This window comes from Xylophilus sp. GW821-FHT01B05 (assembly GCA_038961845.1).
In the GTDB taxonomy this organism is placed as follows: Bacteria; Pseudomonadota; Gammaproteobacteria; order Burkholderiales; family Burkholderiaceae_C; genus Xylophilus.
In genome coordinates, this window is record CP152408.1 from 1,127,397 (window position 1) to 1,152,400 (window position 25,004).

Genomic DNA, 25,004 nt, shown 5'->3' on the forward strand with positions numbered 1-25,004 from the left:
GGCCCTTCAGGCGCGATCGGCCACGCGCTCGCCCAGCAGGCCCGAGGGGCGCAGCGTGAGCACGGCAATCAGCGTGACGAAGGCAAAGATGTCGACGTAGTGGCTGCCCAGCAGGCCGCCGGTCAGGTCGCCGAGGTAGCCGGCACCGATCGACTCGATCAACCCCAGCAGCATGCCGCCCACCATGGCGCCGGCCAGGTTGCCGATGCCGCCCAGCACGGCGGCGGTAAAGGCCTTGAGCCCGGGCAGGAAGCCCATCGAGTGCTGCACCGTGCCGTAGTTGGCGGCCCACATCACGCCGGCCACGGCGGCCAGTGCGGCGCCGAGCATGAAGGTGATGGAGATCACCCGGTCAGGCTGCACCCCCATCAGCGCTGCGTTGCGCGGGTTCTCTGCCGTGGCGCGCATGGCGCGGCCCATGCGCGTGCCATGCACCAGCCACAGCAGGGCTGCCAGCAGGGACCAGGTGGCCACCAGGATCACGATCTGCGTGACGCTGATGACCGGGCCGCCCAGGTCTATCGGCGTGGCGGACAGCAGTTGGGGATAGGGCTTGGGGCTGGGCTTCCAGATGATCATGGCCAGCGTCTGCAGCAGCAGCGACATGCCCATGGCCGTGATCAGTGTGGCGAGCTTGGGCGCCTTGCGCAGCGGGCGGTAGGCGATCTTCTCGATGGTCAGGTTGAGCAACATGCAGATGACGATGGACGCCATCATCGACAGCAGCAGCAGCGACCAGGTCGGCAGGCCGGCATCACTGAGTATGGATACGGCCGACCAGCTCACCAGGGCGCCGACCATGAGCACCTCTCCATGCGCGAAATTGATCAGGCCCACGATGCCGTAGACCATCGTGTAGCCCAGTGCGACCAGGGCATACATGCTGCCCAGAACCAGGCCGTTGATGAGTTGCTGAATGAAGGTTTCCATCGAGTAAGGGCGCGTGTTGCCGCCCGCGGCGCATTGAGATGAGGATGCATTTCGCAATAGCCGTGCCACACCCTTCCCGCCGCATGGCGGCCCCGGTGAAAGTCCTGGTTTCAGAGGGAGAGGCGGTTCTTGGGTGGCGGCGACCAGGCGGCGGGTGGGGCGGGAATCCGCACTTCCGCTTGGTGCTGCGTGTGGATATCCGCCCACGACAGCCGGGGCGCTTGTTGGCACACTAGGCACTGTCATGATCCAGGCCTTTTCCCGCTTCAGCCCCGACCGCATCCTTGACCGGATCACCCCCGCATTCCTTGCCTTTGTCGCCCTGGGCCTTGCCTTTCTCGGCATGACGATGGGCTACCAATGGGGGATGCGCAATGGCATAGGGCAACTGGCCTTTCGTGCCGACGAGCGCCTTGAGCTGTATGCGGCGGCCCTGGAGTCGGAGATGTCGCGCTACGCCTACCTGCCCAGCCTGGTGGCCGTCGGCGCCGACAGCATTGCCCTGCTCGATGCGCCTGGAGACGCGCTGCTGCGCCAGCGCGCCAGCCGGGCGCTGGCGCGCACCAACGCGCGGGCGGGCTCCAGCCTCGTGCTGATCCTGGGGCCGGGCGGCGAGGTGCTGGCCAGCAGCGATCCCCAGATGCCCCTGGGCAAAAAGCCACCCGGTCCGCTGACGGATACGGCGACCATGGCGAGCGACGAGCCTGTCGATTTCTTCGGGTCCAACCCTTCCAACGGGTCGACCGATCACTACTTCATCCACCCGGTGCGCCGCGGGGGAAGCACCATCGGGCGCGTCGTGGTGAAGACCAGCCTGGCGCCCCTCGAAGCCACCTGGATCGACCTGAGCCTGCGCACGCAGAGCGAGAAGCTGCTGGTGGTGGACGAGAACGGCGTCATCATCATGTCCTCGGTCGCCGGCTGGAAGTACCGCATCTACCGCGCCGCCCAGCACATCGCGCCCGAGGCCACGGCGCGCTACCCGGCGTATCCGCTGCTACCGCTGAACGTGGCAATGGAGGCGTCGCCGGAGCCCGGGACCTTGCTGGTGCGCATTGGCGAGCACCAGGGCACGCGCTACCCGCAGCAGCTTGCGCAGGAGCGGGCCGTGAACCCGCTGATGGTGCGCCTGGTGGTGCTGTCGGACCCGTCGGAAGTCTTGCGCGGGGCGCAGCGCGCGGCCTGGGGCGGCGCGGCCGGCGGCGCCTTCATCGGCATGCTGGCGCTCTACGTACTGCAGCGCCGCAACACGGTGCGTGCGCTGTTCCACGCCAAGAGCGAGCTGCAGCAGGCGCACGACCAACTGGAGCGGCGCGTGAGCGCGCGCACGCAGCGGCTGCGCCGCGCCAACGACGAGCTGCGGCGGCAGATCGCGCAGCGGCAGCAGGCCGAGGACGAGCTGATCCAGGCCGGCAAGATGGCGGCGCTGGGGCTGATGTCGGCCAGCATCTCGCACGAGATCAACCAGCCGCTGACGGTGCTGCGGGCGCTGTCGCGCAACACCATCCGCATGCTCAGCGACCAAGAGAACCCGGCCGTGGTGCAGAACCTGCGCACCATCGACGAGATGTCTGAACGCATGGGCCGCATCGTCACCCAGCTCAAGACCTTTGCGCGCCGCGCCAGCATTGCCAGCGAGCCGGCCGACCTGGCCCTGTCGGTGCGCAATGTGCTGCTGATGCTGGACCACCGCATTCGCGCTGAGCAGGTGGAGGTGGTCGTCGACATCTCGCCAGCCACCCTGGTGCGCGCCGACGCCACGCGCCTGGAGCAGGTGCTGCTCAACCTTGCGACCAATGCCATAGACGCCATGACGCACCGGCCCTTGCGCAGCCTGGTCATCCGCGCCGTGCGCGCGGAGAAGTCGGTGCGCGTGTGCGTGGAGGACACCGGCGAGGGCATGGACGACGAGCGCATGCAGCGTTTGTTCGAGCCCTTCTTCACCACCAAGCCGGCGGGGCAGGGCCTGGGCCTGGGCCTGGTCATTTCCTCTAAGATCCTGCAGGAGATCGGGGGCACGCTGCGCGCCCTGCGCACCGACTACGGCATGCGTTTCGAATTTGACCTGGAGTTTGTAGAGGCCCCCCATGTATGAAGGATTCAAAGTCATCTTCGTCGAAGATGACCCCCCGGTGCGGGCCAGCCTGGTCCAGACGCTGGAGCTGGAAGGCCTGGCCGTGCAGGCCTTTGGCTCGGCCGAAGAGGCGCTGCCGCATGTGACGCCGGGCGTCCAGGCCATCGTCGTCACCGATGTGCGGCTGCCCGGCATGGACGGCCTGACCCTGCTGGACAAGGTGATGGCCTGCGACAGCAGCATCCCGGTGGTGGTGGTGACGGCCCATGGCGACGTGTCCATGGCAGTGAACGCCATGCGCGCGGGCGCCTACGACTTCATCGAGAAGCCCTTTGCCCCGGACCGCTTCGTCGAGACGGTGATGCGCGCGCTGGAGAAGCGGCTGATGCGCGTGGCGCTGGACAACCTGCGCAACCAGCTGCAGCAGCGCAGCGGCATCGAGGCCATGCTGCTGGGCAACTCGGCCGTGATGCAAGAGGTGCGGCGCAAGATCCTGCGGCTGGCCGCGACCTCGGCCGACGTCATGATCCTGGGCGAGACCGGCACCGGCAAGGAGCTGGTGGCGCGCTGCCTGCACGACCACAGCACGCGGCGCGACCGCCACTTTGTCGCCATCAATTGCGGCGGCCTGCCAGAGACCTTGTTCGAGAGCGAGCTGTTCGGCCATGAGTCCGGCGCCTTCACCTCGGCCGGCAAGCGCCGCATCGGCAAGATCGAGCATGCCAACGGCGGCACGCTGCTGCTCGACGAGATCGAATCCATGCCCATGGCGCTGCAGATCAAGCTGCTGCGCGTGCTGCAGGAGCGCCGGGTGGCGCGGCTGGGCTCGAACGAGGAGATCCCGGTCAACCTGCGCGTCATTGCCGCCACCAAGAGCGACCTGCGCGTGCTGGGCGAGCAGCAGAAGTTTCGCAGCGACCTGTACTACCGGCTCAATGTTGGTGTGCTGGAACTGCCGCCGCTGCGTGACCGGCGCGAGGACATCCCGCTGCTGTTCGAGCACTTCATGGAGCAGGCCGGCACGCGCTACGGCGTAGAGGCGCCAGAGATGCGGCCTGGCCAGTTGCGCGAGCTGATGGCGCACGACTGGCCCGGCAATGTGCGCGAGATCCGCAACGCCGCCGACCGCTTCGTGCTGGAGCTGGGCGGGGTCGAGGTGGCGCCCGCGTCAACCGCCTGCATGTCGCTGGCGGCGCAGATGGACCTGGTCGAAAAGGCGCTGATCGAGCAGGCCCTGCGCCAGCAGCAAGGGCGCGTGCAGAAGGTGATGGAGACGCTGGGCGTGGCGAAGAAGACGCTCTACGACAAGCTGCACCGGCACGGGATCGACCCCGAGCGCTTTCGCTGAGCGGGGCATAGCAGCGCCGCCGGGCGGCGCGCACCAAAGGCCGCGGAGCAGGCCATGCGCAAACATCCGCGGATCTGGCTCTGCCAGTCCGCTGGATGTGTCCCCGGAAGGGGGTTGGCGAAGACGCGAAGCGCGTAGCCTGGGGGTGAGTCACAGCCACCCGAAGCGCGTAGCCTGGGGGTGAGTCACCGATACGCTTGTGCCTCGCTGGCGTCGGAAGGCTGGCGGATGACGCGCTGCAGTTGCTCGCTCATCGGCATCTTCAGGTTGACGCCCCGGGGCGGGATCGGCGACTGGAACCAGCGCTGGTAGATCTGCTGGATCTCGCCGCTGCGGAACAGGCCCACGATGGTGTCGTCCACCAGGCGCTTGAACACCGGGTCGCCATGCGGCAGGCCGATGGCGTAGGGCTCGGTCGTGAGGGCGACGTCCGAGATGCCGTATTCGTCGGCGTCCGGTGCGGTGGAGAGCACGCTGCGCAGCAGCACGTCATCCATCGCGAAGGCCAGGGCGCGGTTGGCGCGCACCATGTCCAGTGACTTGTAGTCGTCCAGGCCGGCGAGGATCTTCATGTCCAGGCGGCGCGCCTGGTTGAGCGCGGTGAGGTACTGGATGCTGGTGGTGGACAGCGTGGACACCACCGGTTGGTCGCGCAGCTCGTCGATGGTGCGGATGCCCGCCGATTTGCGCGACAACAGCCTGCTGGCCGTGACGAAGGTCGTGACCGAGAAGCCGACGATCTTCGCGCGCTCCTCGGTGTTGGTGGTGACGCCGCATTCGAGGTCAATGGAGCCATCGGCCAGCATGGGCATGCGCGTGGCGGAGCTCACCACCACGCGCCGCACTTCCAGTTCGGGCATGTTGAGCGTCTTGCGCGTGGCCTCGACGATGCGCTCGCAGATGTCGACCGAGTAGCCGACCGGCCGGCGCGTGGCATCAAGATAGGCGAAGGGCGGCGATTCGGTGCGGTAGCCGAAGGTGATGACCCCGGTATCGGCGATCTTGCGCAGCGTGGGGGAATCGGTCGGAGCGGCGATTGCGGCTGCGGCATGCAGCGCGGTGGCTGCGAGGCAGGCAAGCGCCATGCGTTTCAGCGGCGCGGCAAGCCGCAATGTGCGCCGCGCGCGCGCGAAGCTCTGCCGCACAGTTGTCTGCGCGCCATGGCGTTCGATCGCTGCATTTGCACGCATATAGTTCAAATCCTCTTCCGGTCGCCAATGTACCGGAGCCCTCATGCAAGAAGTATGCAACCCATTTTCATGACAAATCCCGGCCCACGGCAGCGTGGAAGCACCGCTTGACAGCGCCAGACTGTCCCTGCGGGCGGCGCAGCGCACGGGGCGCGGCCATGGCATTCAGCGCCTGCTGCGGCCGCTTTCTGGAAGGTGCTGACGCGGTCCCCGCGCCCGACGCCGAAGCCCTCATGCGCTCGCGCTACAGCGCCTTCGTGCGCGAGCGCGCCGATTATCTGCTGGCGAGCTGGCACGCCAGCACCCGGCCGGTGGCGCTGGACTTTGACCCGGGCGTGCGCTGGCTGGGGCTGGAAGTGCGCGCCCACCGCATCATCGATGCCGATCATGCCGAAGTCGAGTTTGTCGCCCGCCAGCGTGACGCCGGCGGGCGCGCGCACCGGCTGCATGAGCTCAGCCGCTTTGTGCGCGAGGGCGGGCGCTGGTTCTACGTCGATGGTGACCTGCGCTAAGCTGAATCCAATTACAACCCCTGAAGAAAGCATCCATGCCCTTGTTCGAGGCCGTACTGTTTGACTGCGACGGCGTGCTCGTCGACTCCGAGCCGCTCACCAACCGCGTGCTGCGCGACATGCTGGCCGCACGTGGCTGGGACATGTCGCAGGAGGAATGCATGCGCACCTTCGTTGGCAAGGCGGTAAAGGACGAGGCAGCGCGGATCGAGCAGCACACCGGCCAGCCGGTCACCACGGCGTGGCTGCAGGACTTCTGGGCGCAACGCAACCTGGTGCTGGAGCGCGAATTGGAGCCGATCCCCGGGGCGCCCGCGGCCGTGCGGGCGATCCATGCGGCCTACGACGGGCGCATTGCCTGCGCCTCTGGCGCGGACCGGCGCAAGGTCGTGCTGCAGTTGGAGAAGGTCGGCATCTTCGACTGCTTCGACGGCCGCATCTTCAGCGGCCACGAGATGCCGCGCAGCAAGCCGGCCCCCGACGTTTACCTGGCGGCGGCTGCGGCGCTGGGCGCCAACCCGGCGCGCTGCGCGGTGGTGGAAGACACGGTCACCGGCGCCACCGCTGGCCTGGCCGCCGGTGCCACCGTGTTCGGCTACTGCCCGGGCGGCCCCAGCCACAGCAGCGCACACGAGATGCGCGCGCTGGGCGTGCAGGTACTGTTCCATGACATGGACGAGCTGCCCGCGCTGTTGGCGGATTAGCCGCACCGCAGGCCTGCTGGCCGTGGCCCTGGCGGCCTGGCCGGCCATGGCGCTGGCCGAGCGCGCGGGCGATACCGCCGCCGTGCCGCCGCCTGCGGGCGAACTGCCTGCCGAGCCCTTCAAGCTCACCACCGGGCTCTACCGCTCGACCGGCGGCGGCCAGCCGGCAAGCACCGGGCTGGACCTGAACCTGCGCTACACCGGTGCCGTTGGCGACCTGTGGCTGGGCTGGTTTCGCGCGCCCTCGGATGCGGTGTCGCAGGCCCGTGGCGGCTGGGACCGCACGTTCACGCTGGGCCCGGTGCGGGTACAGCCCTCGTTGCAATGGGCCTCTGGCGGCTTTGTGGGCGGCAGCCTCAACCTGGAGACCGGCGACAGCTGGTACGTGGGAACAGGCCTGGGCCGCACCAATCTGCGCGACTACGTCAACCTCAACTTCGACCCGAACGACGCCTGGATGCTGTCGGCCGGCTACCGCTGGAGCGACGCCCGCTATGCCGGCATGCAGGTGGTGCGCGACAACCGCCTGCACCCCGACCAGCAGCATGTGCACTTCGTGCTGCGGCTGCCGGTGAATGGCGGCCATGCCGTGTTCCTGGATCTGCTCGACAAGCGCGGCACGGTCGACAGCGGCTATATCCACCGCACCGGCGCCAGCCTGACCTACAGCTGGCCCAAACTCTTCCTGCGCCTGGCCTATGACCCGAAGGTGAACTTCACGCCGCAAAACCAGTGGCGGGTGTCGGCCGGGACACGGTTCTGAGCGCTGTTTCTTCTCCGCAGAAAATTTGAGAGAAAAGTGCCTTTAGCCCAGGTGTGGCCTGGGAATATAGCTATATATTTAATAGCTATACTTCCGGGCGCGTCACAGATAGCGCACCCAGGCCTGCCTGGAGCTGCGCTTGTAACGGGCAAAGGCGCGGCACGGCAGGTACAGCAGCGGGATCAGTGCCAGCGTGGTGGCCCAGACGATCCAGAACGCGTCCACGCCAAAGCGCGTGCCCTGGTTGGGCCCGTAGATTGCCAGCAGCACGCGGTAGCCGGCCAGCAGCAGCAATAGGTGCAGGATGTAATAGAACATCGGTGCGCCGCCAAAAGTGGCCAGCACGCGGGTCGCGGGGTTGTCGGCAAATTCGAACAGCGCCAGCACCAGAAAGGCCGCGCCCAGCGTCATCAGCAGGAAGTCGAGTGAAGGCGGGTACTTGGTGAAGTTGAGCCAGGACATCAGCGTGCGCACCGTGCTGTCGCCGCTGCTCCAGGGCAGCGCCTCGCCGTAGAGGTTGAAGCCGCGCAGCACCAGCAGCAGCGCCAGGCAGGCCAGGCCCAGCAGCACCAGGATGCGCTGGCGTTGCCGCCCGCCCACCACATGCGCATACAGCGGCCCGGCCACATAGCCCAGCAGGATCACGCCGATCCAGGGCAGCACCGGGTAGGTCAGGCGAATCTGCAGCGCGCCTTCGGCCACCACCCAGCCGCGGTGCAGCAGCAGCGTCCAGGGCAGGTAGAGCGGGCTGTCGGCCGGAAGGTTGATGCCCGACAGCAGGTTGTGCCCGAACACGATCACAAAGCCCACGGCCGCCAGCAGCCAGCGCGGCAGGCCAGACACCAGGGCCAGCACCACCATGCTGAAACCAATCGCCCAGATCACCTGCAGGTAGATGATCTTGGGCGGCAACTGGCCAGTCCAGGCAAAGCTGATGACGGTGCATTCCAGCACCAGCAGGAACAGGCCGCGCTTGAGCAGAAAGGACTTGAGCGGGCGCGGTGTGCCGCTGGGCGGGTTGGCGTAAAGCCAGGCCGACAGGCCGGTGAGAAAGACAAAGGCCGGCGCGCAGAAGTGCGCGGCCAGGCGCGAGAAGAAGACTTCGGGCGGCGTGCTGGCGACGTTCATCGGGTCGCTCACCTGCAGGTGCAGATAGAGCGTTTCGCGCACGTGGTCCAGCAGCATGATCAGCATGACCAGGCCGCGCAGCATGTCGATGGCGCCTATGCGCGAGCGGCCGGCGCTAGGGGTGGGAAGACTGGCGGAGGATGGCATCGGTTGTGTCTGCGGGTCCAATGGGGATGGCGGCTGAAGGAGAAGAGCCGGTACTGAAAACCGCCCGATTCTGACCGTGGTTTTTGCAGCAGGCCTAGAATCGCGCCTGCTCCGGGGTGCGCAATGCGCTGAGATGGCCTTCCAGGCCGAACCCGCGAACTTGAACCGGCTAGTACCGGCGTAAGAAGAGCTGCAGTTCCTCAGTCCCCCGGGCGTATTCCGTCTGGCGCGGGTTGGGCCGAACGATTGCGGAGCACCCCCGTCCCCACGACTGAAGGAGTGCTCCCATGAATGCCCCCGACAAGCTTGCCCATCTGCTCGCCCTGACGCGCGAGCCTTTCCCCGCCTCCACCAAGGGCCGCATCGTCGGCAGCCGGCCTGATCTGCAGGTGCCGGTGCGCGACGTGGCGCTGACCAATGGCGAAGTGGTGTCGCTCTACGACACCTCCGGCCCCTATACCGACCCCACGGCTGACATTGACGTCAAGCGTGGCCTGGCGGATCTGCGTGGCGGCTGGATCGCCGAGCGTGGCGATACCGAAAGCTACGCCGGCCGGCTGATGCACATCCTGGACGACGGCGGCAAGCACGAGGACCGCGACCAGGCCCGTATCGCCCAACTGCGCGCCGAGGCCGCCGCGCTGCAGCGCACGCCGCGCCGCGCCAAGAGCGGCGCCAACGTCACCCAGATGCACTACGCGCGCCGCGGCATCGTCACGCCCGAGATGGAATACGTGGCCCTGCGCGAGAACGGCAAGCGCGAATGGATGGCCGAGTACCTGGCCCACGAAGAGCGCAGCAAGCGCGTGGCCGGCAACCCGATGGGCGCGCAGATCCCGCGCATCATCACGCCAGAATTTGTGCGTGACGAAGTGGCGCGCGGCCGCGCCATCATCCCGGCCAACATCAACCACCCCGAGGTCGAGCCGATGGCCATCGGCCGCAACTTCAAGGTCAAGATCAACGCCAACATCGGCAACTCGGCCGTCACCTCCAGCATCGAGGAAGAGGTCGAGAAGCTGGTGTGGGCGATCCGCTGGGGCGCGGACAACGTGATGGATTTGTCCACCGGCCGCAACATCCACACCACGCGCGACTGGATCGTGCGCAACTCGCCCGTGCCCATCGGCACGGTGCCGATCTACCAGGCGCTGGAGAAGGTCGGCGGCGTGGCAGAAGACCTGACCTGGGAGATCTTCCGCGACACGCTGATCGAGCAGGCCGAGCAGGGCGTGGACTACTTCACCATCCACGCCGGGCTGCGCCTGCCCTTCATCCACCTGACCGCGGGCCGCATGACCGGCATCGTCTCGCGCGGCGGATCGATCATGGCCAAGTGGTGCATCACGCACCACAAGGAGAGCTTCCTCTACACCCACTTCGAAGACATCTGCGACATCATGAAGCAGTACGACGTGAGCTTCTCGCTCGGCGACGGCCTGCGGCCCGGCTCGGGCGCGGATGCCAATGACGAGGCCCAGTTTGCCGAGCTGCGCACGCTGGGCGAACTCACGCAGGTGGCCTGGAAGCACGACGTGCAGACCATGATCGAAGGCCCGGGCCACGTGCCCATGCACCTGATCCAGTCCAACATGGACGAACAACTCAAGCACTGCCACGAGGCGCCGTTCTACACCCTGGGCCCGCTGACCATCGACATCGCGCCGGGCTACGACCACATTGCCAGCGCCGTGGGCGCCGCCATGATCGGCTGGATGGGCACGGCCATGCTGTGCTACGTCACGCCCAAGGAACACCTGGGCCTGCCCGACCGCGACGACGTCAAGCAGGGCATCATTGCCTACAAGATCGCCGCGCATGCGGCCGACGTGGCCAAGGGCTTCCCCGGCGCGCGGGCGCGCGACGATGCACTGAGCAAGGCGCGCTTTGAGTTCCGCTGGCAAGACCAGTTCAACCTGGGCCTGGACCCGGACACCGCGCGCGACTTCCACGACGAGACGCTGCCGAAAGACGTGAGCAAGTCGGCCCACTTCTGCTCCATGTGCGGCCCCAAGTTCTGCTCCATGAAGATCACACAAGAGGTGCGCGACTTTGCCGCCAACAAGGGCGTGGCCGAGCAGGAAGCGCTGGCGCAGGGCATGGCTGAGAAGTCCGCCGAGTTCAAGGCTGCTGGCGGCGAGTTCTACATTCCCATCCACACCAAGGGATGAAACACCCCCAGGCTTCGCGCACTTCGTGTCGCTGCGCCAACCCCCTCAAGGGGGCACATCCAGCGGCCCGGCAAAGCCGGTTCCGCGGATGTCTGCGCATGGCCTGCTCCGCGGCCTTTGGTACCTCTGCGTTTCATGCGCGGCGGATGGTGCTCGGCGCAATGGAGAACTGACATGGCGAGTATCGGCATTGCCGGCGCCGGCCTGCTGGGTCGGCTGCTGGCTTGGCGCCTGGCGCGCGCGGGGCACCGCGTGGAGGTGTTCGATCCGGCCGCCGGCCCGGCGCCGTCCTATGACGGGCAGGGCGCAGCGGCCTTCAGTGCGGCCGGCATGCTCAGCCCGCTGGCCGAGCTGGACCATGCGGATGCCGGCATTGCTGCGCTGGGCTGGCGCTCGATAGCGCTGTGGCGCGACATCGCCGCGCAACTGGGCGCGCCGGAGCTGTTCACGCAGCGCGGCAGCCTGCTGCTGGCGCACCGCAGCGACCGCGGTGCGGCCGAGCGCGTGCTGGCGCGCCTGGCCCGCGCACCGGCTGGGTGGCCGCAGGCGCAACTGCTGGATGCAGAAGCGCTGCGGGCGCTGGAGCCATCGCTGCAAGGCGCGGCCCACGCCTGGCTGCTGCCGGACGAGGCGCAGATCCAGCCACCGGCCATGCTGGCGCAGTTGCACGCGCAAGCCGGTGACGGCGTGCGCTGGCACTGGGGCCGGCCCATCGCGCAGGTGCAGCCTGGGCAACTGGTGCCGGTCGATGGCACGGCCCTGCGCTTTGACTGGGCCATCGATGTACGCGGCCTGGGCGCACGCGATGCCGCGCTGCCCTTGCGCGGTGTGCGCGGCGAAACCGTCTGGCTGCAGGCGCCCGCGCATGGCCTGCAACGGCCGCTGCGCCTGCTGCACCCGCGCCACCCGGTCTACCTGGTGCCGCGCGGGCCCGACCGCTTGTTTGTGGGCGCCAGCGAGATCGAGAGCGAAGACCGCTCGCCGGTATCCCTGCGCAGCGCGGTAGAGCTGATGGCCGCCGCCCACAGCGTGCTGCCGGCCCTGGCCGAGGCGCGCATCGAACGGCTCGACCGCAACCTGCGCCCGGCCTTGCCCGACAACGCGCCGCGCACCGACATCCAGCCCGGCCTGCTGCGCATCAACGGCCTGTTCCGCCATGGCTGGCTGATGGCGCCGGCGCTGGTGGCCGACGCGCTGGACCAACTAGAGACATCCAAGGAGCTGCTCCATGCATGACGACACATCCCTGGCCGAGGGCCCGGTCATCCGCCTCGATGGCCGAGCACACACGGTGCTGGCCGGCAGCACGCTGGCCGATTTGGTCGAGGCCCTGGGCCATGCGCCCGATGCGGTGGCTACGGCGGTCAACGGCGACTTCGTTCCGCGCAGCCAGCGCGCTGCGCAACAGCTGCGTGCGGGCGATGCCGTGCTGCTTTTTCAACCCATCACCGGGGGCTGATGCCATGTCGCACGATGACACCTGGCAGGTCGGCGACACACGCCTCACCAGCCGCTTTCTTCTGGGCACCGCTGGCTACCCTTCGCCTCAAGTGCTGGCCGAGGCCATTGCCGCAGCCCGCCCGGCGGCCGTCACCGTCGGCCTCAAGCGCACGCTGGCCAGCGGCGCCGACAACGGCTTTGTCGCCGGCGTGCATGCCGCCGCGCAGGCAGGGGGCGCGCGCTTGCTGCCCAACACCGCCGGCTGCCGCAGCGCGCGCGAGGCGGTGCAGCTGGCGCGCATGGCGCGCGAGTTGTACGGCACCGACTGGATCAAGCTCGAAGTGGTCGGCGACGAGCACACGCTGCAGCCCGACCCGGTAGAGCTGGTGCAGGCAGCGGCCACGCTGGCCAAGGAAGGCTTCACCGTCTGGCCCTACTGCACCGACGACCTGGTGACCTGCCGTCGCCTGCTCGATGCCGGCTGCCCGCTGCTCATGCCCTGGGGCGCGCCCATAGGCTCGGGCCAGGGCCTGCTCAACCCCTGGGCGCTGCGCACGCTGCGCGAGCGCTTGCCTGATGCAACCCTGATCGTCGACGCCGGCATAGGCGCGCCATCGCATGCCGCGCAGGCGCTGGAGATGGGCTTTGACGCGGTCTTGCTCAACAGCGCCGTGGCCCAGGCGCGCGACCCGGTGGCCATGGCCTACGCCTTTCACCACGCCGTGAAGGCCGGCCGCACGGCGTGGCGCGCGGGCGTCATGGCGCGGCAAGACTTTGCCGTGGCCAGCACGCCCACCGGTGGCGAAGCCTTCCTGATCGGCGCCGCATGACACGGCCACCTGTGATCTGGAGCGTGGCCGGCACCGACAGCGCTGGCGGCGCCGGCATAGCGGCCGACCAGCGCGCGGCCGACGCCTGCGGCGTGCACCTGTGCACCGTGGTGGCCGCCGTCACGGCCCAGCATTCGCAGGGCGTGACGCATGTCGAGCCACTGCCCGCAGCCGTGCTTGATGCGCAGATGGCAGCACTGGAGCACGACCTGCCCCCGCTCGCCGTAAAGACCGGCCTGCTCGGCGGCGTGGCGCAGGTGCAGGCCGTGGCCCGCTGGATCGACCGGCTGCGCGCGCGCGGCCCGGTGGCGCTGGTGGTGGACCCGGTGCTGGGCGCCAGCACCGGCGCTGCCTTTGCCGACGCGGCTACGCTGGCCGCCTACCGCGATCTGCTGCTGCCGCGCACCACGCTGCTCACGCCGAATCGGCGCGAGGCGTTGCGGCTCACCGGCCTGGCCGACGATGCCAGAGCGGCGGCGCTGGCAGCCGCTCTGCACCAGGCCGGCGCAGAGGCGGTCTGCATCACCGGCGGTGACGACGCGCCGGTCGATGGCCTGGCGCTGGATTGGGTCGACACGCCGCACGCCGCTGGCTGGCTGGCGCTGCCGCGCATCGCCACGCCGCACCACCACGGCACCGGCTGCACCTTTGCCAGCAGCGCCGCCGCGGCCATGGCGCGCGGCTTTGTCGCGGCCGATGCATTGGTGCTGGCCAAGATGGCGACCGCGCAGGCGCTGCGCCACGGCCATGCCGCAGGGCAGGGCGCCGGGCCGGTCTGTGCGCAGCCGGGCTTCATCAGCGATCCATCCTTGATGCCGCAACTGTCGTGGAGCGAGCAGCCGCGTTTCGCCCCCTTCCTGCCCACGCAGCATCCAGCGTTGGGCCTGTATGCCATCGCAGACAGCGCAGAGCGCCTGGCCCGCATCCTGGCGGCCGGCGTGCGCACGGTGCAACTGCGCATCAAGACGCCGCCACAGCCCAACGCCGCCTGGCAGGCGGCGCTGCGCGCGCAAGTGCAGCGCGCCGTGGCCGATTGCCGCGCCGCCGGTGCGCAACTCTTCATCAACGACCACCGCGCGCTGGCACTGGAGCTGGGCGCACCCGGCCTGCATCTGGGCCAGGAAGATTTGCTGGCGTTGAGCGATGCCGAGCGCGAGGCGCTGTTGGGCAAAGGTGCACCGGCGCTTGGCGTCAGCTCGCACAGCCTCTGGGAACTGGCGCGTGCCCGCAGCCTGGCGCCACGCTACATCGCCTGCGGGCCGGTCTGGCCCACCACGACCAAGGCCATGCCCTGGCGCCCGCAGGGCCTGGACAACCTGGCCTGGTGGTGCCACATGGCCGGCGCGCCCGTGGTCGCCATCGGAGGCATCCTCACGCCCGAGCAGGCCGAGGCCGCAGCGCGCAGCGGGGCCGATGGCGTGTGCATCGTGCGCGGCTTGGGTGATGCGCCGGCGGAGACGGTGCCAGATTTTCAGCAGGCGCTGCAAACCGGGCGCAGTGCCCCGGCATTGGCTATCCCGGGCTGGCCGCACGCCAGCCTGGCTCCGGCTTAGAAAATTTAGAATAAAAGTGGCTGAATCCCAGGTACTGCCTGGGCTATTAGCTATAAATATAATAGCTTCCATGCGGCGTGGCGCCGGCGCCGTCCATGCTCTGTTACGCCGCATGCGGCGCACGCCATTAGGATGGTGCGTTGCAGCAACGCACCTCCGCCGGCCGGCGCGCCGATGCGCCGGCTGCCATCCCTCCAGAACTGCGAAGAGATCTGAACCGATGCCCCAGACGACAAATTTTGACCGCCGCTCCTTTCTCGCGGCTGGCAGCGCCGCAGCCGCTCTTACTGCACTCGGCCTGCCCGCCTCGGCATTTGCCGCGCCCGCCGGCCTGAAGCTGGGCGAGCCGCGCCCCTTCTCTTTCGAAGCCCTGGCCGCGCGCGCCAAGGTGCTGGCGACCAAGCCCTATGCGCCCGGCACGCCCTTGCCCGTGGCGGTGCTGGACCGCATCGACTACGAAGCCCACGGCAAGATCAAGTTCAACACCGACTACGCGCTGTTCAAGGACGGCCCAGGGCAGTTCCCGGTCACCTTCTTTCACCTGGGCAAGTTCTTCCAGGTGCCGGTGCACATGTACGTGCTCTCGCGCAATGACGACGACTTCTTTGCGCGCGAGATCGTCTACGACGCCGCCTACTTCGACATGCCGGCCAACAGCCCGGCGCGCGAACTGCCCGAGGGCGCGGGCTTTGCCGGCTTTCGCTTTCAAGAGAGCCGCACCGCTGACCAGAAAAAGCTCGACTGGCGCGGCAACGACTGGGTCGCCTTTTTGGGCGCGAGCTACTTCCGCGCGATTGGCGAGCTGTACCAGTACGGCCTTTCGGCCCGCGCCGTGGCACTGGACGTGGCCCTGCCCGACCGGCCGGAAGAGTTCCCCAGCTTCACCGAGTTCTACTTCGACCCGCCGGCCGAGGGCGGCGACACGGTGGTGGTGCACGCCCTGCTCGAAGGCCCGAGCATCACCGGTGCCTACAAGTTCGTGATGCAGCGCGCCAAGGCGGTGGTGATGGACATCGAATGCCAGCTGTTTGTGCGCAAGGACATCGGCCGCCTGGGCCTGGCGCCGCTGACCTCGATGTACTGGTTCTCCGAAACGGTCAAGCCCACCGCCATCGACTGGCGGCCCGAGGTGCATGACTCTGACGGCCTGGCCATCTGGACCGGTGGCGGCGAGCGCATCTGGCGCCCGCTGAACAACCCGGGCGGCACCACCGGCGCCGCGTTTTCCGACCAGCAGCCCAAGGGCTTTGGCCTGCTGCAGCGCGACCGCAACTTTGACCACTACCTGGACGGCGTCATGTACGACCGCCGGCCCAGCCTGTGGGTGGAGCCGCAGGGCAATTGGGGCGAGGGCGAGGTGCAACTGATAGAGATCCCGACCGACGACGAGATCCACGACAACACGGTCGCCTTCTGGGTGCCCAAGGCCCCGGCCAAGGCCGGCAGTAGCTACAGCCTGCGCTACCGCCTGCACTGGACCGACAAGGAGCCGTACCCGACGCCCCTGGCCACTTGCGTGGCCACGCGCCTGGGCCGTGGCGGCCAGCCGGGCCAGCCGCGCCCGGCGGGCGTGCGCAAGTTCATGGTCGAATTTTTGGGCGGCCCGCTCGCCGGCCTGCCCTTTGGCGTCAAGCCCGAGGCGGTATTGAGCGCGCCCAGCGGCAAGTTCTCTTATGTGTTCACCGAAGCCGTGCCCAACGGCGTGCCCGGCCACTGGCGTGCTCAGTTTGACTTCACTGCCGATGGCAAGGAGCCGGTGGATATTCGGCTGTACCTGAAGAATGGGGATCAGACGCTGTCTGAAACCTGGCTCTATCGCTACGAGCCCTTCTGATCCGGGAGACTGAACCGCTCGCCTTGAGTCTGTCGAAAGGCCTGTCCTGAGCCTGCCGAAAGGCTCCCAGGCTTCGACAGGCTCAGAAGGTGTGAACGAATATCCGCCCCCGTGCGTTGATAGCGAATGGCCAACGCAAGCAACGCCCCCAAGACATCCGAACAAGCGGCCCTGTTCCACGAAGCGCCCGCAGATGGCGCCGTAGTTGCAACGCCACGGCCAGCAAAGCCGGCGCACACAGCAGGCACGCCACGCCTGCTGCACGCCGATCGCCAGCAGATCGAGCTACGCCCCTGCGACCTCGATGCCCTTGTCGCCGCAGACCATCCCGCGCGCAGCGTCTGGGCTTTTGTGCAGGCGCTGGACCTCGCGCCGCTCTACGCCCAGGTCAAGTCGGTGCAAGGCTCGGCCGGCGCACCCGCCATCGATCCGGCCATCCTCATGGCGCTGTGGCTGTGGGCCACCGTCGAGGGCGTGGGCTCGGCCCGCGAGATCGACCGGCTGTGCGAGCGCGACGACATCTACCGCTGGCTCTGCGGTGGCGTCGGGGTCAACTACCACACGCTGGCGAGCTTTCGCACAGCCAACACCGAGTGGCTCGATGCGCAACTCACCCGCAGCATCGCCGCGCTCATGGAGCGCAAGCTGGTCACGCTCGACGTAGTCGCCCAGGACGGCCTGCGCGTTCGCGCCCACGCCAAGGCCTCGAGCTTCCGGCGCAAGGAGCGCCTGGGCGAGCTGCATGCCTTGGCGCTCGCCCAGGTCAACGCCCTCAAGAGCGAACTCGAGGCCGATGCGGGCGCCAGCACGCGGCGCAAGGCCGCCGCGCGCGAACGCGCCGCACGGGAGCGCGAGGAGCGCCTGGCCCGGGCACTGCAGACCTTCGGCGAGATCGAGCGGGGCGCACTCGACAAGATCAAGAACAAGGCCAGTGCGCGTGCCAGGCGAGGCAAGTCTGGCCAGGCCCCAGTAGGTGATAGCCCCGCCGGGGATGCTCCCAGCGCCCTGCCCGAACCCGACGCCCCACCTGCCGAGCCACGCCCCGCCAGCGGCGAGGCGCAGCCGAAGTCCAGCGCAGGCGCGCCCAAGCGGGTCAGCACCACGGATGCAGACGCCCGGGTGATGAAGATGGCCGACGGAGGATTCCGTCCGGCCTACAACGCGCAGGTGCTGGTGGACGAGGCCACGCAGTTGATCGCCGGTATCGCGGTGGTCTGCGCGGGCAGCGATATGCATGAGATGGCGCCCATGCATCGCCAGATCGAGCAGCGCTACGGCCGCACGCCCACGCACTGGCTGGCCGATGGTGGCTACCCCCAGTACGACGCACTCGAGGAACTCAGCCGTCGCGGCACGCAGCCGGTGGTGCCGCCCTCGCGCAGCCGCAAACCTGGCTTCGATCCGCTCAGCCCCAAGGCCAGTGACTCACCGTTGATTGCGCAGTGGCGCGCGTTCATGGCCAGTGACGAGGGCCAGAAGCTCTACAGGCGCCGCGCCGCAAGTATCGAATGCGCCAATGCGCAGCTCAGGCGACGGGGCTTGTACCGCCTGAATGTGTGCGGCAAGTTGAAGGCACGCGCGGTGCTGCTGTGGCACGCGCTGGCGCATAACTTGATGCGCATGCGCTCGCTGGGGTTTGCGCTCGGGGGGTGAACTGAGCGCGCTTGCGGGCTCGCCCTGCAGCCTCCACAAGGCCCCAAGACTGCGGCTGGGCGCTCTGGGACCTCCGAGAGGCCAGGAGCTCGCCGCAGCCCCGTTCAATTGGCCACCGCGGCCTTCAAGCCGCCTGTTGGCGCATGGGAGTTGATTTTTTCACGCCTTCTCAGCCCGACCGGATTGTTCCTTCAGCAACCGGACTCGGTGCCTGCACGGTGCCCTGATCGGGAAGATCGAACCGTTCGCCTTGAGTCTGTCGAAAGGCCTGTCCTGAGCCTGTCGAAGGGCTCCCAGGCTTCGACAGGCTCAGCCCGAACGGATTTTTCCTTCAGCCGTCGGATTCGGCGCCCGTGCGGAATTGACCTGGTGCCACACCCGTCCAGTCCCTAAAAGCCCGCGCAAAGCTCTTCTCGTTGCGAAAGCCCACGGCCAGCGCCACCTGCTTGAGCGGCTTCTTGGTACGCCGCAGCAGCGACATGGCTTGCGCCTGCCGCGCCTCGTCTTTCAGGGCTTGCAGCGAGGCGCCTTCCTCCTTCAACTGGCGGTGCAGCGTGCGCACCGAGATATGCAGGCCGGCAGCCAGGCTCTGGGCGGTGGCGGCGTCGGCCGGGTGCGCATGCAGCAGCTCGCGCACGCGCGCCACCAGCAGCCGGTCGCGGCGGTACTGCAGCACCGTGAGCGGCAATGCACGTTGCAGCATGGTGCGCGTGGCGGCCTCGTCGCGCACCAGCGGCAGGGCCAGGTACTGGGCATCGAAGGCATAGCCCGCGGCGGTGGCGCCAAAGTGCAGCGGGCAGGAGAACAGCAGCGGGTAGACCTCGGCATGCGATGGCGCCGCAAAGGGGAAGCCAGCGCGCTGCAGCGTGATGCGCGAATCCACCGCCCAGCAGGCAAAGCCGTGCACATAGCGCAGCAGCGTCAGCAGGCAGAACTCGCGCAGGCTGCCTAGCGCGCGGCGTTCTTCGATGCGCAGCACGGCGCTGCCGCCGGCCACCTCCAGCTGCATCAGCACGTCGTCCGTCAGCAGCCGGTGCATGCGGCACCAGCGCTTGAGCGCCACGCCCAGCGTGGGCGCGGTGACCGCAGCGCGGCACAGCATGCCGTAGCTGCCCCAGGGCAGGCGGCGTGAGAACCAGCCCAGCGCCTCGTCGTCCAGCTGCTGCATGGCAAAGCCCGACAGCGCCTCGAACTGCGCGGCGGTGACGTGTGCAGCATCGTCGCGCAGCAAGGCTTGGGGAATGCGTGCATGCCGCAGGGCGGCCTCTGGCGATGTGCTGTAGCGCTCGTAGGCCGCGAGCAGGGCGCGGACGAAGGCGATCGGTGTCGCGGCGATCGAGGATGGGCGGGCAGCCGAAGGTGGGGGTGGCATGGCGTGTGCGAGTCGGTGCGCCATGGTACGGCCGCGCCCGGCGCGGCCGTTGGTTCTAACGCAGCCGGCGTTGGTCCGACAGGTCGCGCGCGCCGATGCTCTCTACCAGGTAGGCGGTGCGCCATTCCAGCTGCGGCAGCGCCGCCAGGGCATTGATGATGTGGAACTGCGTGGGCATCTGCGCCCAACTGGTGGGCAGGAAGCGGGCGCGGCCCTGGCCGGTCTGCACGCGCGTGATGCGCGTCTTGCCGCCCGGCGGCGTGAGGGTGGCGTAGGCAGCATCCGGCTCAGCGCCTTCGCCGGTGCCCGGGATGTACTTGAAGTGCAGGATGCCGTCGCCGGGCATGCGTGGTGCCGTGCCGAGTGGGGCTTCGGCTTCGGTATTTATATCGATCTCGACAAACCTGTGGCCAAACCACGAGGCCGAGAACGTGTGTGCCTTCTGCTGGATGCGCGGCGGCTCGATGCTGGCGAAGATCTTGTTGTAACCCAGCTCTTCGCGGCCACTCAGGATGGCGTCGGGCATGTTCTCCCACAGCACTGCCAGGAAGTGGCCTGCGGCCCGGTCTTGTTTGCCGGTAAAGCGCACCGGGAACTTCACGCCCAGCGTGTTGTAGCCGCGCCCTGCGAGCCAGGCGAGTTGGGTCCAGTGCTGCACTTCTATCGTGACCACCGGCTCGCCATCGATCTCAAAGCCGGGCGGCAGCAGCTCCTGCAGGCTGTGGGCGTCGCTCAGGAACGACACCGTCGCCAGGCTGCGGTGCGGCTGCTCGCTCCAGTCGAACGGCTGGCCATCCGGGCCCTGGCGCGGGCCGGGCGTCGGGCCGAAGTGGGCGGGCATGCGGTACAGATGGCCGGGGCGGAATTCAAAGGGCATGGTGGAGCGGCGGTGCAAAGCGGCACTGGTGTGTCGGCCGCGGATTATGGTGGCGCCCCTATTGAAAAATTTTCTGAAATCAATTCCTGTCTGGAAGAGGCGGAGGTCAGCGAAAGGAGTAGTGGATGGCGTCGCGCATGTCGAGCGTGGCTTGCGACAGGTAGGCCGTCTTGCGGAACACCAGCCCGAGCTGCTGCGTGAGCTGGGCACCCTGGAACGGCAGCTCCACCATGTCGCGCGATACCGGCGACTGCAGCATTGGGGTCATCAGCGCGGTGACCAGGTCGGTCGAGCGGATCAGCGCGCCGAAAGAGGCGGTGGAGGTATCGGTCTGCACCGCCGTCGTCGGCTCCGGCAGGCCGAGTGCCACAAAGGCCTGCTCGATCCAGCGGCGCATGGCCACCGCCGGTGCGGGCAGCAGCCAGTCGGCGCGCGACAGCGCCTCCATCGACGCCGCGCCCGGCGCGGCCAGCGGGTGGCCTTGCCGCACGACTACGTGATAACGCTGCGGGCCCAGGCTCTCGCAGCGCAGATCGTCCTTGCTGTCCTGCAGAAAGCAGATGGCCAGGTCAAGCTCGCCAGCCGTCACCATCTCGATTAGTTCATCAGACACCTTCACGCTGACCTGCAGGCGCAGCGCGGGTTGCTGTGCGCGTGAGCGCGCCAGCAGCGGGATGACATTGCTGTCGAGCAGCGCCGGCACGGTGCCGATGCGCACGGTGCCGCTTTGCGCAGAGCGTGCGGCCGTCATCTCCTTGCGCAGGTTGTCAAAAGACAGCACCAGCGAGGCCGCGCGCTTGCGCAGCAGCAGGCCCGCGTCGGTCAGCACCAGGCCACCCGGCCCGCGCTCTGCCAACTTGAGCCCGAACTCCTGCTCCAGGCGCTGCAGCACCTTGGTCACGGCCGACTGGGTCAGGCCGGCGCGCTCGGCCGTGCGCCGCAGGTTGCGCTGCTCGGCCAGCGCCAGAAAGATCTTGGCATCTTCGATGCGCATGCTGTCTCCTTGCCGATCGGCCTGGGCCGGCATTCTTTTAAGGAATCAATACGGGAATCATATTCCGATACGGATTCATACAATTTCTGCAAAAGAGGCGGCAGCGCTCGGACGCGCCCATGGAGACAAGGCCCAGGCGGCAAGGACAAGGACAGCGATTGATGTACGACAAGCTATTGCAGCGCCCGGTGGGCATCGTCGGGCTCGGGCAGATCGGCATGAGCTGGACGGCCTATTTCCTGGCGCAGGGCCTTGCCGTGCGGGCGACCGATCCGGCCCCGGCGGCCGAGCAGCGCACGCGCGACTACATCGCGCTGGTCTGGCCAGTGCTGGAAGACCTGGGCCTGGTGGTCGCAGGTGCCCGCCAGGACGCCGTGCGCTTTCACCCCGATGTGCCGAGCGCCGTGGCCGGTTGTGGCTGGGTGCAAGAGAACGGCCCGGAGAACGAAGCCCTGAAGATCGCCCTGCTGGCGCAGATCGACGCCGCCACCGGGTCAGACGTGGTGATCGCGTCCAGCACCTCAGCCTTGCCGATGTCGGTGATGCAGTCGCAGTGCCGCCACCCGCAGCGCTGCGTGACGGCTCATCCCTTCAACCCGCCGCACCTGGTGCCGATGGTGGAATTGGTTGGCGGCAAGGCCACCGAGGCTGCGGCGCTGGACGCGGCCGAGCACTTCTATCGCGCCATCGGCCGCGAGCCGATCCGCCTGCACCGCGAGGTCTATGGCCACGTGGCCAATCGGCTGCAGTACGTGTTGTTCAACGAGGCCGCGCGCCTGGTGCTGGAGGGCGTGGCCAGTGTCGAAGACGTTGACCGTGCCATCAGCTGGGGCCCGGGCATGCGCTGGCCCTTTGTTGGCCCGTTCATGACCTACCACATGGCCGGCGGCGAGCAGGGCATGGCGGGCGCATTCGCCAAGTTTGGCCCGCGCGATGCGCTGAGCACCGACCGCGTCACCCGCATCCAGTTGGGAGCTGAGCAGCGCCAGGTGCTGTGCGATGGTGCCGCCGCCGCCCAGGGCGAGCAGAGCATGCAGGCGCTGGAGGCGGAGCGCGACCGGCTGCTGGTGGGGCTCTACAAGCTCAAGCGCGGTTTGCTTGCCGGTCACTGAGTCGATTTTTTGATAGCGGCGTTTCAGCCCCAAGGAGCCAAGTCCATGTCCACCCTCTCTTCACACACGCGCCGCAGCCTTGTCGGCGCGCTGCTGTGCTCGCTGGCCGCTATCGGCCATGCCCAGGATAGTTTCCCGAACCAGCCAATCAAGCTGGTCGTGCCGTTTCCCGCCGGTGGCACCACGGACATCCTGGCCCGCATCCTGGCGCCGCGGCTTGGGGAGAAGCTCAAGCAGCCGGTGCTGGTGGAGAACAAGGCGGGTGCGGCCACGCTGATCGGCACCATGGCTGTGGTCAAGGCGCCGGCCGATGGCTACACCTTGCTGCTGACGGGGCCCTCTACCTTCACGACTAACCCGGCGGTCAACCAGCAGATGCAGTACGACCCGCTCAAGAGCTTCGATCTGATCGGCCTGGCCGGCACGATGCCGGTCATCCTGCTGGCCAGCAGCAATGCGCCCTTCCATAGCGTCAAAGAGCTGGTCGCAGCCGCCAAGCAGGAGCCGGGCCGCTACTTCTACGGCTCGTTCGGCTCGGGCTCCATCGTGCACTTTGCCGGCGAGACGCTCAACAGCAAGGCCGGCATCAAGCTGGCACCCGTGGCCTACAAGGGCAGTGCCCCGGCCATGGCCGACCTGATCGGCCAGCAGATCCCGCTGTCGTTCGACACGGTGGTGGCCGCCGTGCAGCACGTGCGCGGCGGCAAGGTGCGCGCGCTGGCGGTGACCTCGGCCCAGCGTTCGGCCTTGCTGCCCGATGTGCCAACGCTGGCAGAAGCCGGCTACCCGGGCATTGACATCAGCAGTTGGCTTGGCGTTGCCGCGCCGGCCGGCCTGCCGCCTGCCGTCCGCAAGCGGCTGGAGACCGTGCTGCAAGAGGTGCTGGCAGACAAAGCCACCCAAGACTCCTTGCTGGCCCTGGGCATCGAGCCTGTCAGCTCCAAGCCCGAGGAATTCAGCCGCAAGGTCACCAAGGAACTGGCCGCGTTCCGCCAGATCGCTGTGGACGCTGGCATCAAGCCAGAGTAGTCACCGCGCGGGCCGGCTCCAGGCGGCGTCGGTGGGGTAGGCAGAAATTTGCATGGGCTGGCACGATTTGCAACCATAGTGGCGGCAAATGGGGCGCTGACAGGCGTAGGCTTGCGCTCCTACAGGAGACAAACCCATGCAGCACCTCGGCCTGAGCTTCGACCTCGGCGAAACCGTCGACGCCCTGCGCGACGCGATCCAGGACTTTGCCGCGCAGGAAATCGCCCCGCGCGCCGCGGACATCGACCGCGACAACCAATTCCCCGCCGACCTGTGGCGCAAGCTTGGCGAGCTGGGCCTGCACGGCATGACCGTGGCCGAGGAATACGGCGGCACGCAGCTGGGCTACCTGGCGCATATGGTGGCGATGGAAGAGGTCTCGCGCGCCTCGGCTTCGGTGGGCTTGTCTTACGGCGCGCACTCCAACCTGTGCGTGAACCAGATCCACCGCAACGGCACGGCGGCGCAGAAGCAGAAGTACCTGCCCAAGCTGGTGAGTGGCGAGCATGTGGGCGCGCTGGCCATGAGCGAGCCCGGCGCTGGCTCCGACGTGGTCAGCATGCAATTGCGCGCCGAGAAGAAGGGCGACCGCTACGTGCTCAACGGCAGCAAGATGTGGATCACCAATGGCGGCGACGCCGACACGTTGGTGATCTACGGCAAGACCGAGCCGGAGATGGGTGCGCGCGGCATGACGGCCTTCATCGTCGAGAAGGGCTTCAAGGGCTTGTCTGCCGGCACCAAGCTCGACAAGCTGGGCATGCGCGGCAGCAACACCTGGCCGCTGTTTTTTGACAACTGCGAGGTGCCCGAAGAAAACGTGCTGGGCGGCGAGGGCAACGGCACCAAGGTGCTGATGAGCGGCCTGGATTACGAGCGCGCCGTGCTCTCGGGTGGCCCGCTGGGCATCATGGCCGCCTGCATGGACGCGGTGATCCCCTATGTGCACGAGCGCAAGCAGTTCGGCCAGGCGATTGGCGAATTCCAGCTGATGCAGGGCAAGCTGGCCGACATGTACACCACCTGGCAGGCCACGCGCGCCTATGTCTATGCCGTGGGCAAGGCCTGCGACCGCGGCGACCATGCGCGCACCCTGCGCAAGGATGCCGCTGGCGCCATCCTGTACTCGGCCGAAAAGGCCACCTGGATGGCCGGCGAGGCGATCCAGGCACTGGGCGGCGTGGGCTACACCAACGAGTTCCCGGTCGGCCGCCTGTGGCGCGACGCCAAGCTGTATGAGATTGGCGCCGGCACCAGCGAGATCCGCCGCATGCTGATTGGCCGCGAGCTGTTCGCGGAGACGGCTTAAGAAGTCTTTACTCCCTCCCCCGCTGGGGGAGGGC

21 protein-coding genes and 1 riboswitch are annotated in these 25,004 nt (G+C 68.0%); of the genes, 15 read left to right on the top strand and 6 right to left on the bottom strand.

All coding sequences use genetic code 11. The features are described from left to right. Positions 1–6: 6 nt before the first annotated feature. On the bottom strand, positions 7–930 hold the full coding sequence (locus AAFF27_05310) for a branched-chain amino acid ABC transporter permease (GenBank protein XAH24615.1): 924 nt from the start codon (positions 928–930) through the stop codon (positions 7–9). Between the two features lie 244 nt (positions 931–1,174). Here AAFF27_05310 and AAFF27_05315 point away from each other — a divergent pair, with 244 nt between their 5' ends. Then, positions 1,175–3,025 carry an ATP-binding protein gene (locus tag AAFF27_05315; protein ID XAH24616.1) on the top strand — a complete coding sequence of 617 codons (1,851 nt, stop codon included), beginning with the start codon at positions 1,175–1,177 and terminating at the stop codon, positions 3,023–3,025. Next, positions 3,018–4,352, top strand: coding sequence for a sigma-54 dependent transcriptional regulator (locus AAFF27_05320; protein ID XAH24617.1), 1,335 nt, complete (start codon positions 3,018–3,020; stop codon positions 4,350–4,352). The genes AAFF27_05315 and AAFF27_05320 overlap by 8 nt, the downstream gene beginning before the upstream one ends. A gap of 185 nt (positions 4,353–4,537) precedes the next feature. Here the strand turns inward: AAFF27_05320 and AAFF27_05325 are convergent, their stop codons facing one another. Further along, entirely contained in the window at positions 4,538–5,542 is a 1,005-nt protein-coding gene (locus tag AAFF27_05325) for an amino acid ABC transporter substrate-binding protein (GenBank protein ID XAH24618.1), read from the bottom strand. Between the two features lie 158 nt (positions 5,543–5,700). On the opposite strand from AAFF27_05325, the gene AAFF27_05330 reads away from it, so the two are divergent. Genes AAFF27_05330 through AAFF27_05340 form a run of 3 tightly spaced genes read left to right on the top strand, consistent with a single transcriptional unit; the run spans position 5,701 to position 7,521 of the window. Continuing rightward, entirely contained in the window at positions 5,701–6,054 is a 354-nt protein-coding gene (locus AAFF27_05330; GenBank protein ID XAH24619.1) for a YchJ family metal-binding protein, read from the top strand. A gap of 35 nt (positions 6,055–6,089) precedes the next feature. After that, the gene (locus tag AAFF27_05335) at positions 6,090–6,758 is read left to right on the top strand and encodes an HAD family phosphatase (GenBank protein XAH24620.1); all 669 of its coding nucleotides are present in this window, start codon (positions 6,090–6,092) and stop codon (positions 6,756–6,758) included. After that, positions 6,721–7,521, top strand: a complete 801-nt coding sequence (locus tag AAFF27_05340) for a hypothetical protein (GenBank protein XAH24621.1) — start codon at positions 6,721–6,723, stop codon at positions 7,519–7,521. The genes AAFF27_05335 and AAFF27_05340 overlap by 38 nt, the downstream gene beginning before the upstream one ends. 102 nt (positions 7,522–7,623) lie before the next feature. Here the strand turns inward: AAFF27_05340 and AAFF27_05345 are convergent, their stop codons facing one another. After that, positions 7,624–8,796: a heparan-alpha-glucosaminide N-acetyltransferase domain-containing protein gene (locus AAFF27_05345; protein XAH24622.1), complete on the bottom strand. Its 1,173-nt coding sequence runs from the start codon at positions 8,794–8,796 to the stop codon at positions 7,624–7,626. A gap of 102 nt (positions 8,797–8,898) precedes the next feature. Next, positions 8,899–9,000: riboswitch (TPP riboswitch) on the top strand. Positions 9,001–9,083: 83 nt separating this feature from the next. Here AAFF27_05345 and thiC point away from each other — a divergent pair. The 7 genes from thiC (at position 9,084) to AAFF27_05380 (ending at position 18,277) form a co-directional block, all read left to right on the top strand. Continuing rightward, positions 9,084–10,967 carry a phosphomethylpyrimidine synthase ThiC gene (gene thiC, locus AAFF27_05350; protein ID XAH24623.1) on the top strand — a complete coding sequence of 628 codons (1,884 nt, stop codon included), beginning with the start codon at positions 9,084–9,086 and terminating at the stop codon, positions 10,965–10,967. 174 nt (positions 10,968–11,141) lie between these two features. Then, the gene (locus AAFF27_05355) at positions 11,142–12,203 is read left to right on the top strand and encodes an FAD-dependent oxidoreductase (GenBank protein XAH24624.1); all 1,062 of its coding nucleotides are present in this window, start codon (positions 11,142–11,144) and stop codon (positions 12,201–12,203) included. Next, positions 12,196–12,426 carry a sulfur carrier protein ThiS gene (gene thiS, locus AAFF27_05360; GenBank protein XAH24625.1) on the top strand — a complete coding sequence of 77 codons (231 nt, stop codon included), beginning with the start codon at positions 12,196–12,198 and terminating at the stop codon, positions 12,424–12,426. The genes AAFF27_05355 and thiS overlap by 8 nt, the downstream gene beginning before the upstream one ends. A 4-nt stretch (positions 12,427–12,430) precedes the next feature. Next, complete coding sequence (locus tag AAFF27_05365) at positions 12,431–13,237, top strand: thiazole synthase (protein ID XAH24626.1); 807 nt, start codon at positions 12,431–12,433, stop codon at positions 13,235–13,237. After that, positions 13,234–14,790 carry a PfkB family carbohydrate kinase gene (locus tag AAFF27_05370; GenBank protein XAH24627.1) on the top strand — a complete coding sequence of 519 codons (1,557 nt, stop codon included), beginning with the start codon at positions 13,234–13,236 and terminating at the stop codon, positions 14,788–14,790. Before AAFF27_05365 ends, AAFF27_05370 begins: the two co-directional genes overlap by 4 nt. Positions 14,791–15,010: 220 nt before the next feature. Next, a complete protein-coding gene (locus tag AAFF27_05375) occupies positions 15,011–16,624 on the top strand; it encodes a glucan biosynthesis protein D (protein XAH24628.1) in 1,614 nt (537 codons plus the stop codon). A 255-nt stretch (positions 16,625–16,879) separates the two neighbouring features. After that, positions 16,880–18,277 carry an IS1182 family transposase gene (locus tag AAFF27_05380; protein XAH26162.1) on the top strand — a complete coding sequence of 466 codons (1,398 nt, stop codon included), beginning with the start codon at positions 16,880–16,882 and terminating at the stop codon, positions 18,275–18,277. 331 nt (positions 18,278–18,608) lie between these two features. Here the strand turns inward: AAFF27_05380 and AAFF27_05385 are convergent, their stop codons facing one another. The 3 genes from AAFF27_05385 to AAFF27_05395 all read right to left on the bottom strand — a co-directional run bounded on the left by AAFF27_05385 (position 18,609) and on the right by AAFF27_05395 (position 21,520). After that, entirely contained in the window at positions 18,609–19,649 is a 1,041-nt protein-coding gene (locus AAFF27_05385; GenBank protein XAH24629.1) for an AraC family transcriptional regulator, read from the bottom strand. A 55-nt stretch (positions 19,650–19,704) separates the two neighbouring features. After that, positions 19,705–20,526: an acetoacetate decarboxylase family protein gene (locus AAFF27_05390; GenBank protein ID XAH24630.1), complete on the bottom strand. Its 822-nt coding sequence runs from the start codon at positions 20,524–20,526 to the stop codon at positions 19,705–19,707. A 106-nt stretch (positions 20,527–20,632) separates the two neighbouring features. Next, positions 20,633–21,520: a LysR family transcriptional regulator gene (locus AAFF27_05395; GenBank protein XAH24631.1), complete on the bottom strand. Its 888-nt coding sequence runs from the start codon at positions 21,518–21,520 to the stop codon at positions 20,633–20,635. Between the two features lie 161 nt (positions 21,521–21,681). Between AAFF27_05395 and AAFF27_05400 the strand changes: the two genes are divergently transcribed. From AAFF27_05400 to AAFF27_05410, 3 genes are all read left to right on the top strand, one after another. Next, on the top strand, positions 21,682–22,632 hold the full coding sequence (locus AAFF27_05400) for a 3-hydroxyacyl-CoA dehydrogenase NAD-binding domain-containing protein (GenBank protein ID XAH24632.1): 951 nt from the start codon (positions 21,682–21,684) through the stop codon (positions 22,630–22,632). 45 nt (positions 22,633–22,677) lie between these two features. Beyond that, positions 22,678–23,661: a tripartite tricarboxylate transporter substrate binding protein gene (locus AAFF27_05405; protein ID XAH24633.1), complete on the top strand. Its 984-nt coding sequence runs from the start codon at positions 22,678–22,680 to the stop codon at positions 23,659–23,661. Between the two features lie 136 nt (positions 23,662–23,797). After that, the gene (locus tag AAFF27_05410; protein ID XAH24634.1) at positions 23,798–24,970 is read left to right on the top strand and encodes an isovaleryl-CoA dehydrogenase; all 1,173 of its coding nucleotides are present in this window, start codon (positions 23,798–23,800) and stop codon (positions 24,968–24,970) included. Positions 24,971–25,004 lie beyond the last annotated feature (34 nt).

Excerpts from the sequence above, each read along its gene's own strand:
- AAFF27_05310 (XAH24615.1), bottom strand. The coding sequence starts at position 930 with ATGGAAACCTTCATTCAGCAACTCATCAACGGCCTGGTTCTGGGCAGC.
- AAFF27_05315 (XAH24616.1), top strand. The coding sequence starts at position 1,175 with ATGATCCAGGCCTTTTCCCGCTTCAGCCCCGACCGCATCCTTGACCGG.
- AAFF27_05320 (XAH24617.1), top strand. The coding sequence starts at position 3,018 with ATGTATGAAGGATTCAAAGTCATCTTCGTCGAAGATGACCCCCCGGTG.
- AAFF27_05325 (XAH24618.1), bottom strand. The coding sequence starts at position 5,542 with ATGCGTGCAAATGCAGCGATCGAACGCCATGGCGCGCAGACAACTGTG.
- AAFF27_05330 (XAH24619.1), top strand. The coding sequence starts at position 5,701 with ATGGCATTCAGCGCCTGCTGCGGCCGCTTTCTGGAAGGTGCTGACGCG.
- AAFF27_05335 (XAH24620.1), top strand. The coding sequence starts at position 6,090 with ATGCCCTTGTTCGAGGCCGTACTGTTTGACTGCGACGGCGTGCTCGTC.
- AAFF27_05340 (XAH24621.1), top strand. The coding sequence starts at position 6,721 with ATGACATGGACGAGCTGCCCGCGCTGTTGGCGGATTAGCCGCACCGCA.
- AAFF27_05345 (XAH24622.1), bottom strand. The coding sequence starts at position 8,796 with ATGCCATCCTCCGCCAGTCTTCCCACCCCTAGCGCCGGCCGCTCGCGC.
- thiC (XAH24623.1), top strand. The coding sequence starts at position 9,084 with ATGAATGCCCCCGACAAGCTTGCCCATCTGCTCGCCCTGACGCGCGAG.
- AAFF27_05355 (XAH24624.1), top strand. The coding sequence starts at position 11,142 with ATGGCGAGTATCGGCATTGCCGGCGCCGGCCTGCTGGGTCGGCTGCTG.
- thiS (XAH24625.1), top strand. The coding sequence starts at position 12,196 with ATGCATGACGACACATCCCTGGCCGAGGGCCCGGTCATCCGCCTCGAT.
- AAFF27_05365 (XAH24626.1), top strand. The coding sequence starts at position 12,431 with ATGTCGCACGATGACACCTGGCAGGTCGGCGACACACGCCTCACCAGC.
- AAFF27_05370 (XAH24627.1), top strand. The coding sequence starts at position 13,234 with ATGACACGGCCACCTGTGATCTGGAGCGTGGCCGGCACCGACAGCGCT.
- AAFF27_05375 (XAH24628.1), top strand. The coding sequence starts at position 15,011 with ATGCCCCAGACGACAAATTTTGACCGCCGCTCCTTTCTCGCGGCTGGC.
- AAFF27_05385 (XAH24629.1), bottom strand. The coding sequence starts at position 19,649 with ATGCCACCCCCACCTTCGGCTGCCCGCCCATCCTCGATCGCCGCGACA.
- AAFF27_05390 (XAH24630.1), bottom strand. The coding sequence starts at position 20,526 with ATGCCCTTTGAATTCCGCCCCGGCCATCTGTACCGCATGCCCGCCCAC.
- AAFF27_05395 (XAH24631.1), bottom strand. The coding sequence starts at position 21,520 with ATGCGCATCGAAGATGCCAAGATCTTTCTGGCGCTGGCCGAGCAGCGC.
- AAFF27_05400 (XAH24632.1), top strand. The coding sequence starts at position 21,682 with ATGTACGACAAGCTATTGCAGCGCCCGGTGGGCATCGTCGGGCTCGGG.
- AAFF27_05405 (XAH24633.1), top strand. The coding sequence starts at position 22,678 with ATGTCCACCCTCTCTTCACACACGCGCCGCAGCCTTGTCGGCGCGCTG.
- AAFF27_05410 (XAH24634.1), top strand. The coding sequence starts at position 23,798 with ATGCAGCACCTCGGCCTGAGCTTCGACCTCGGCGAAACCGTCGACGCC.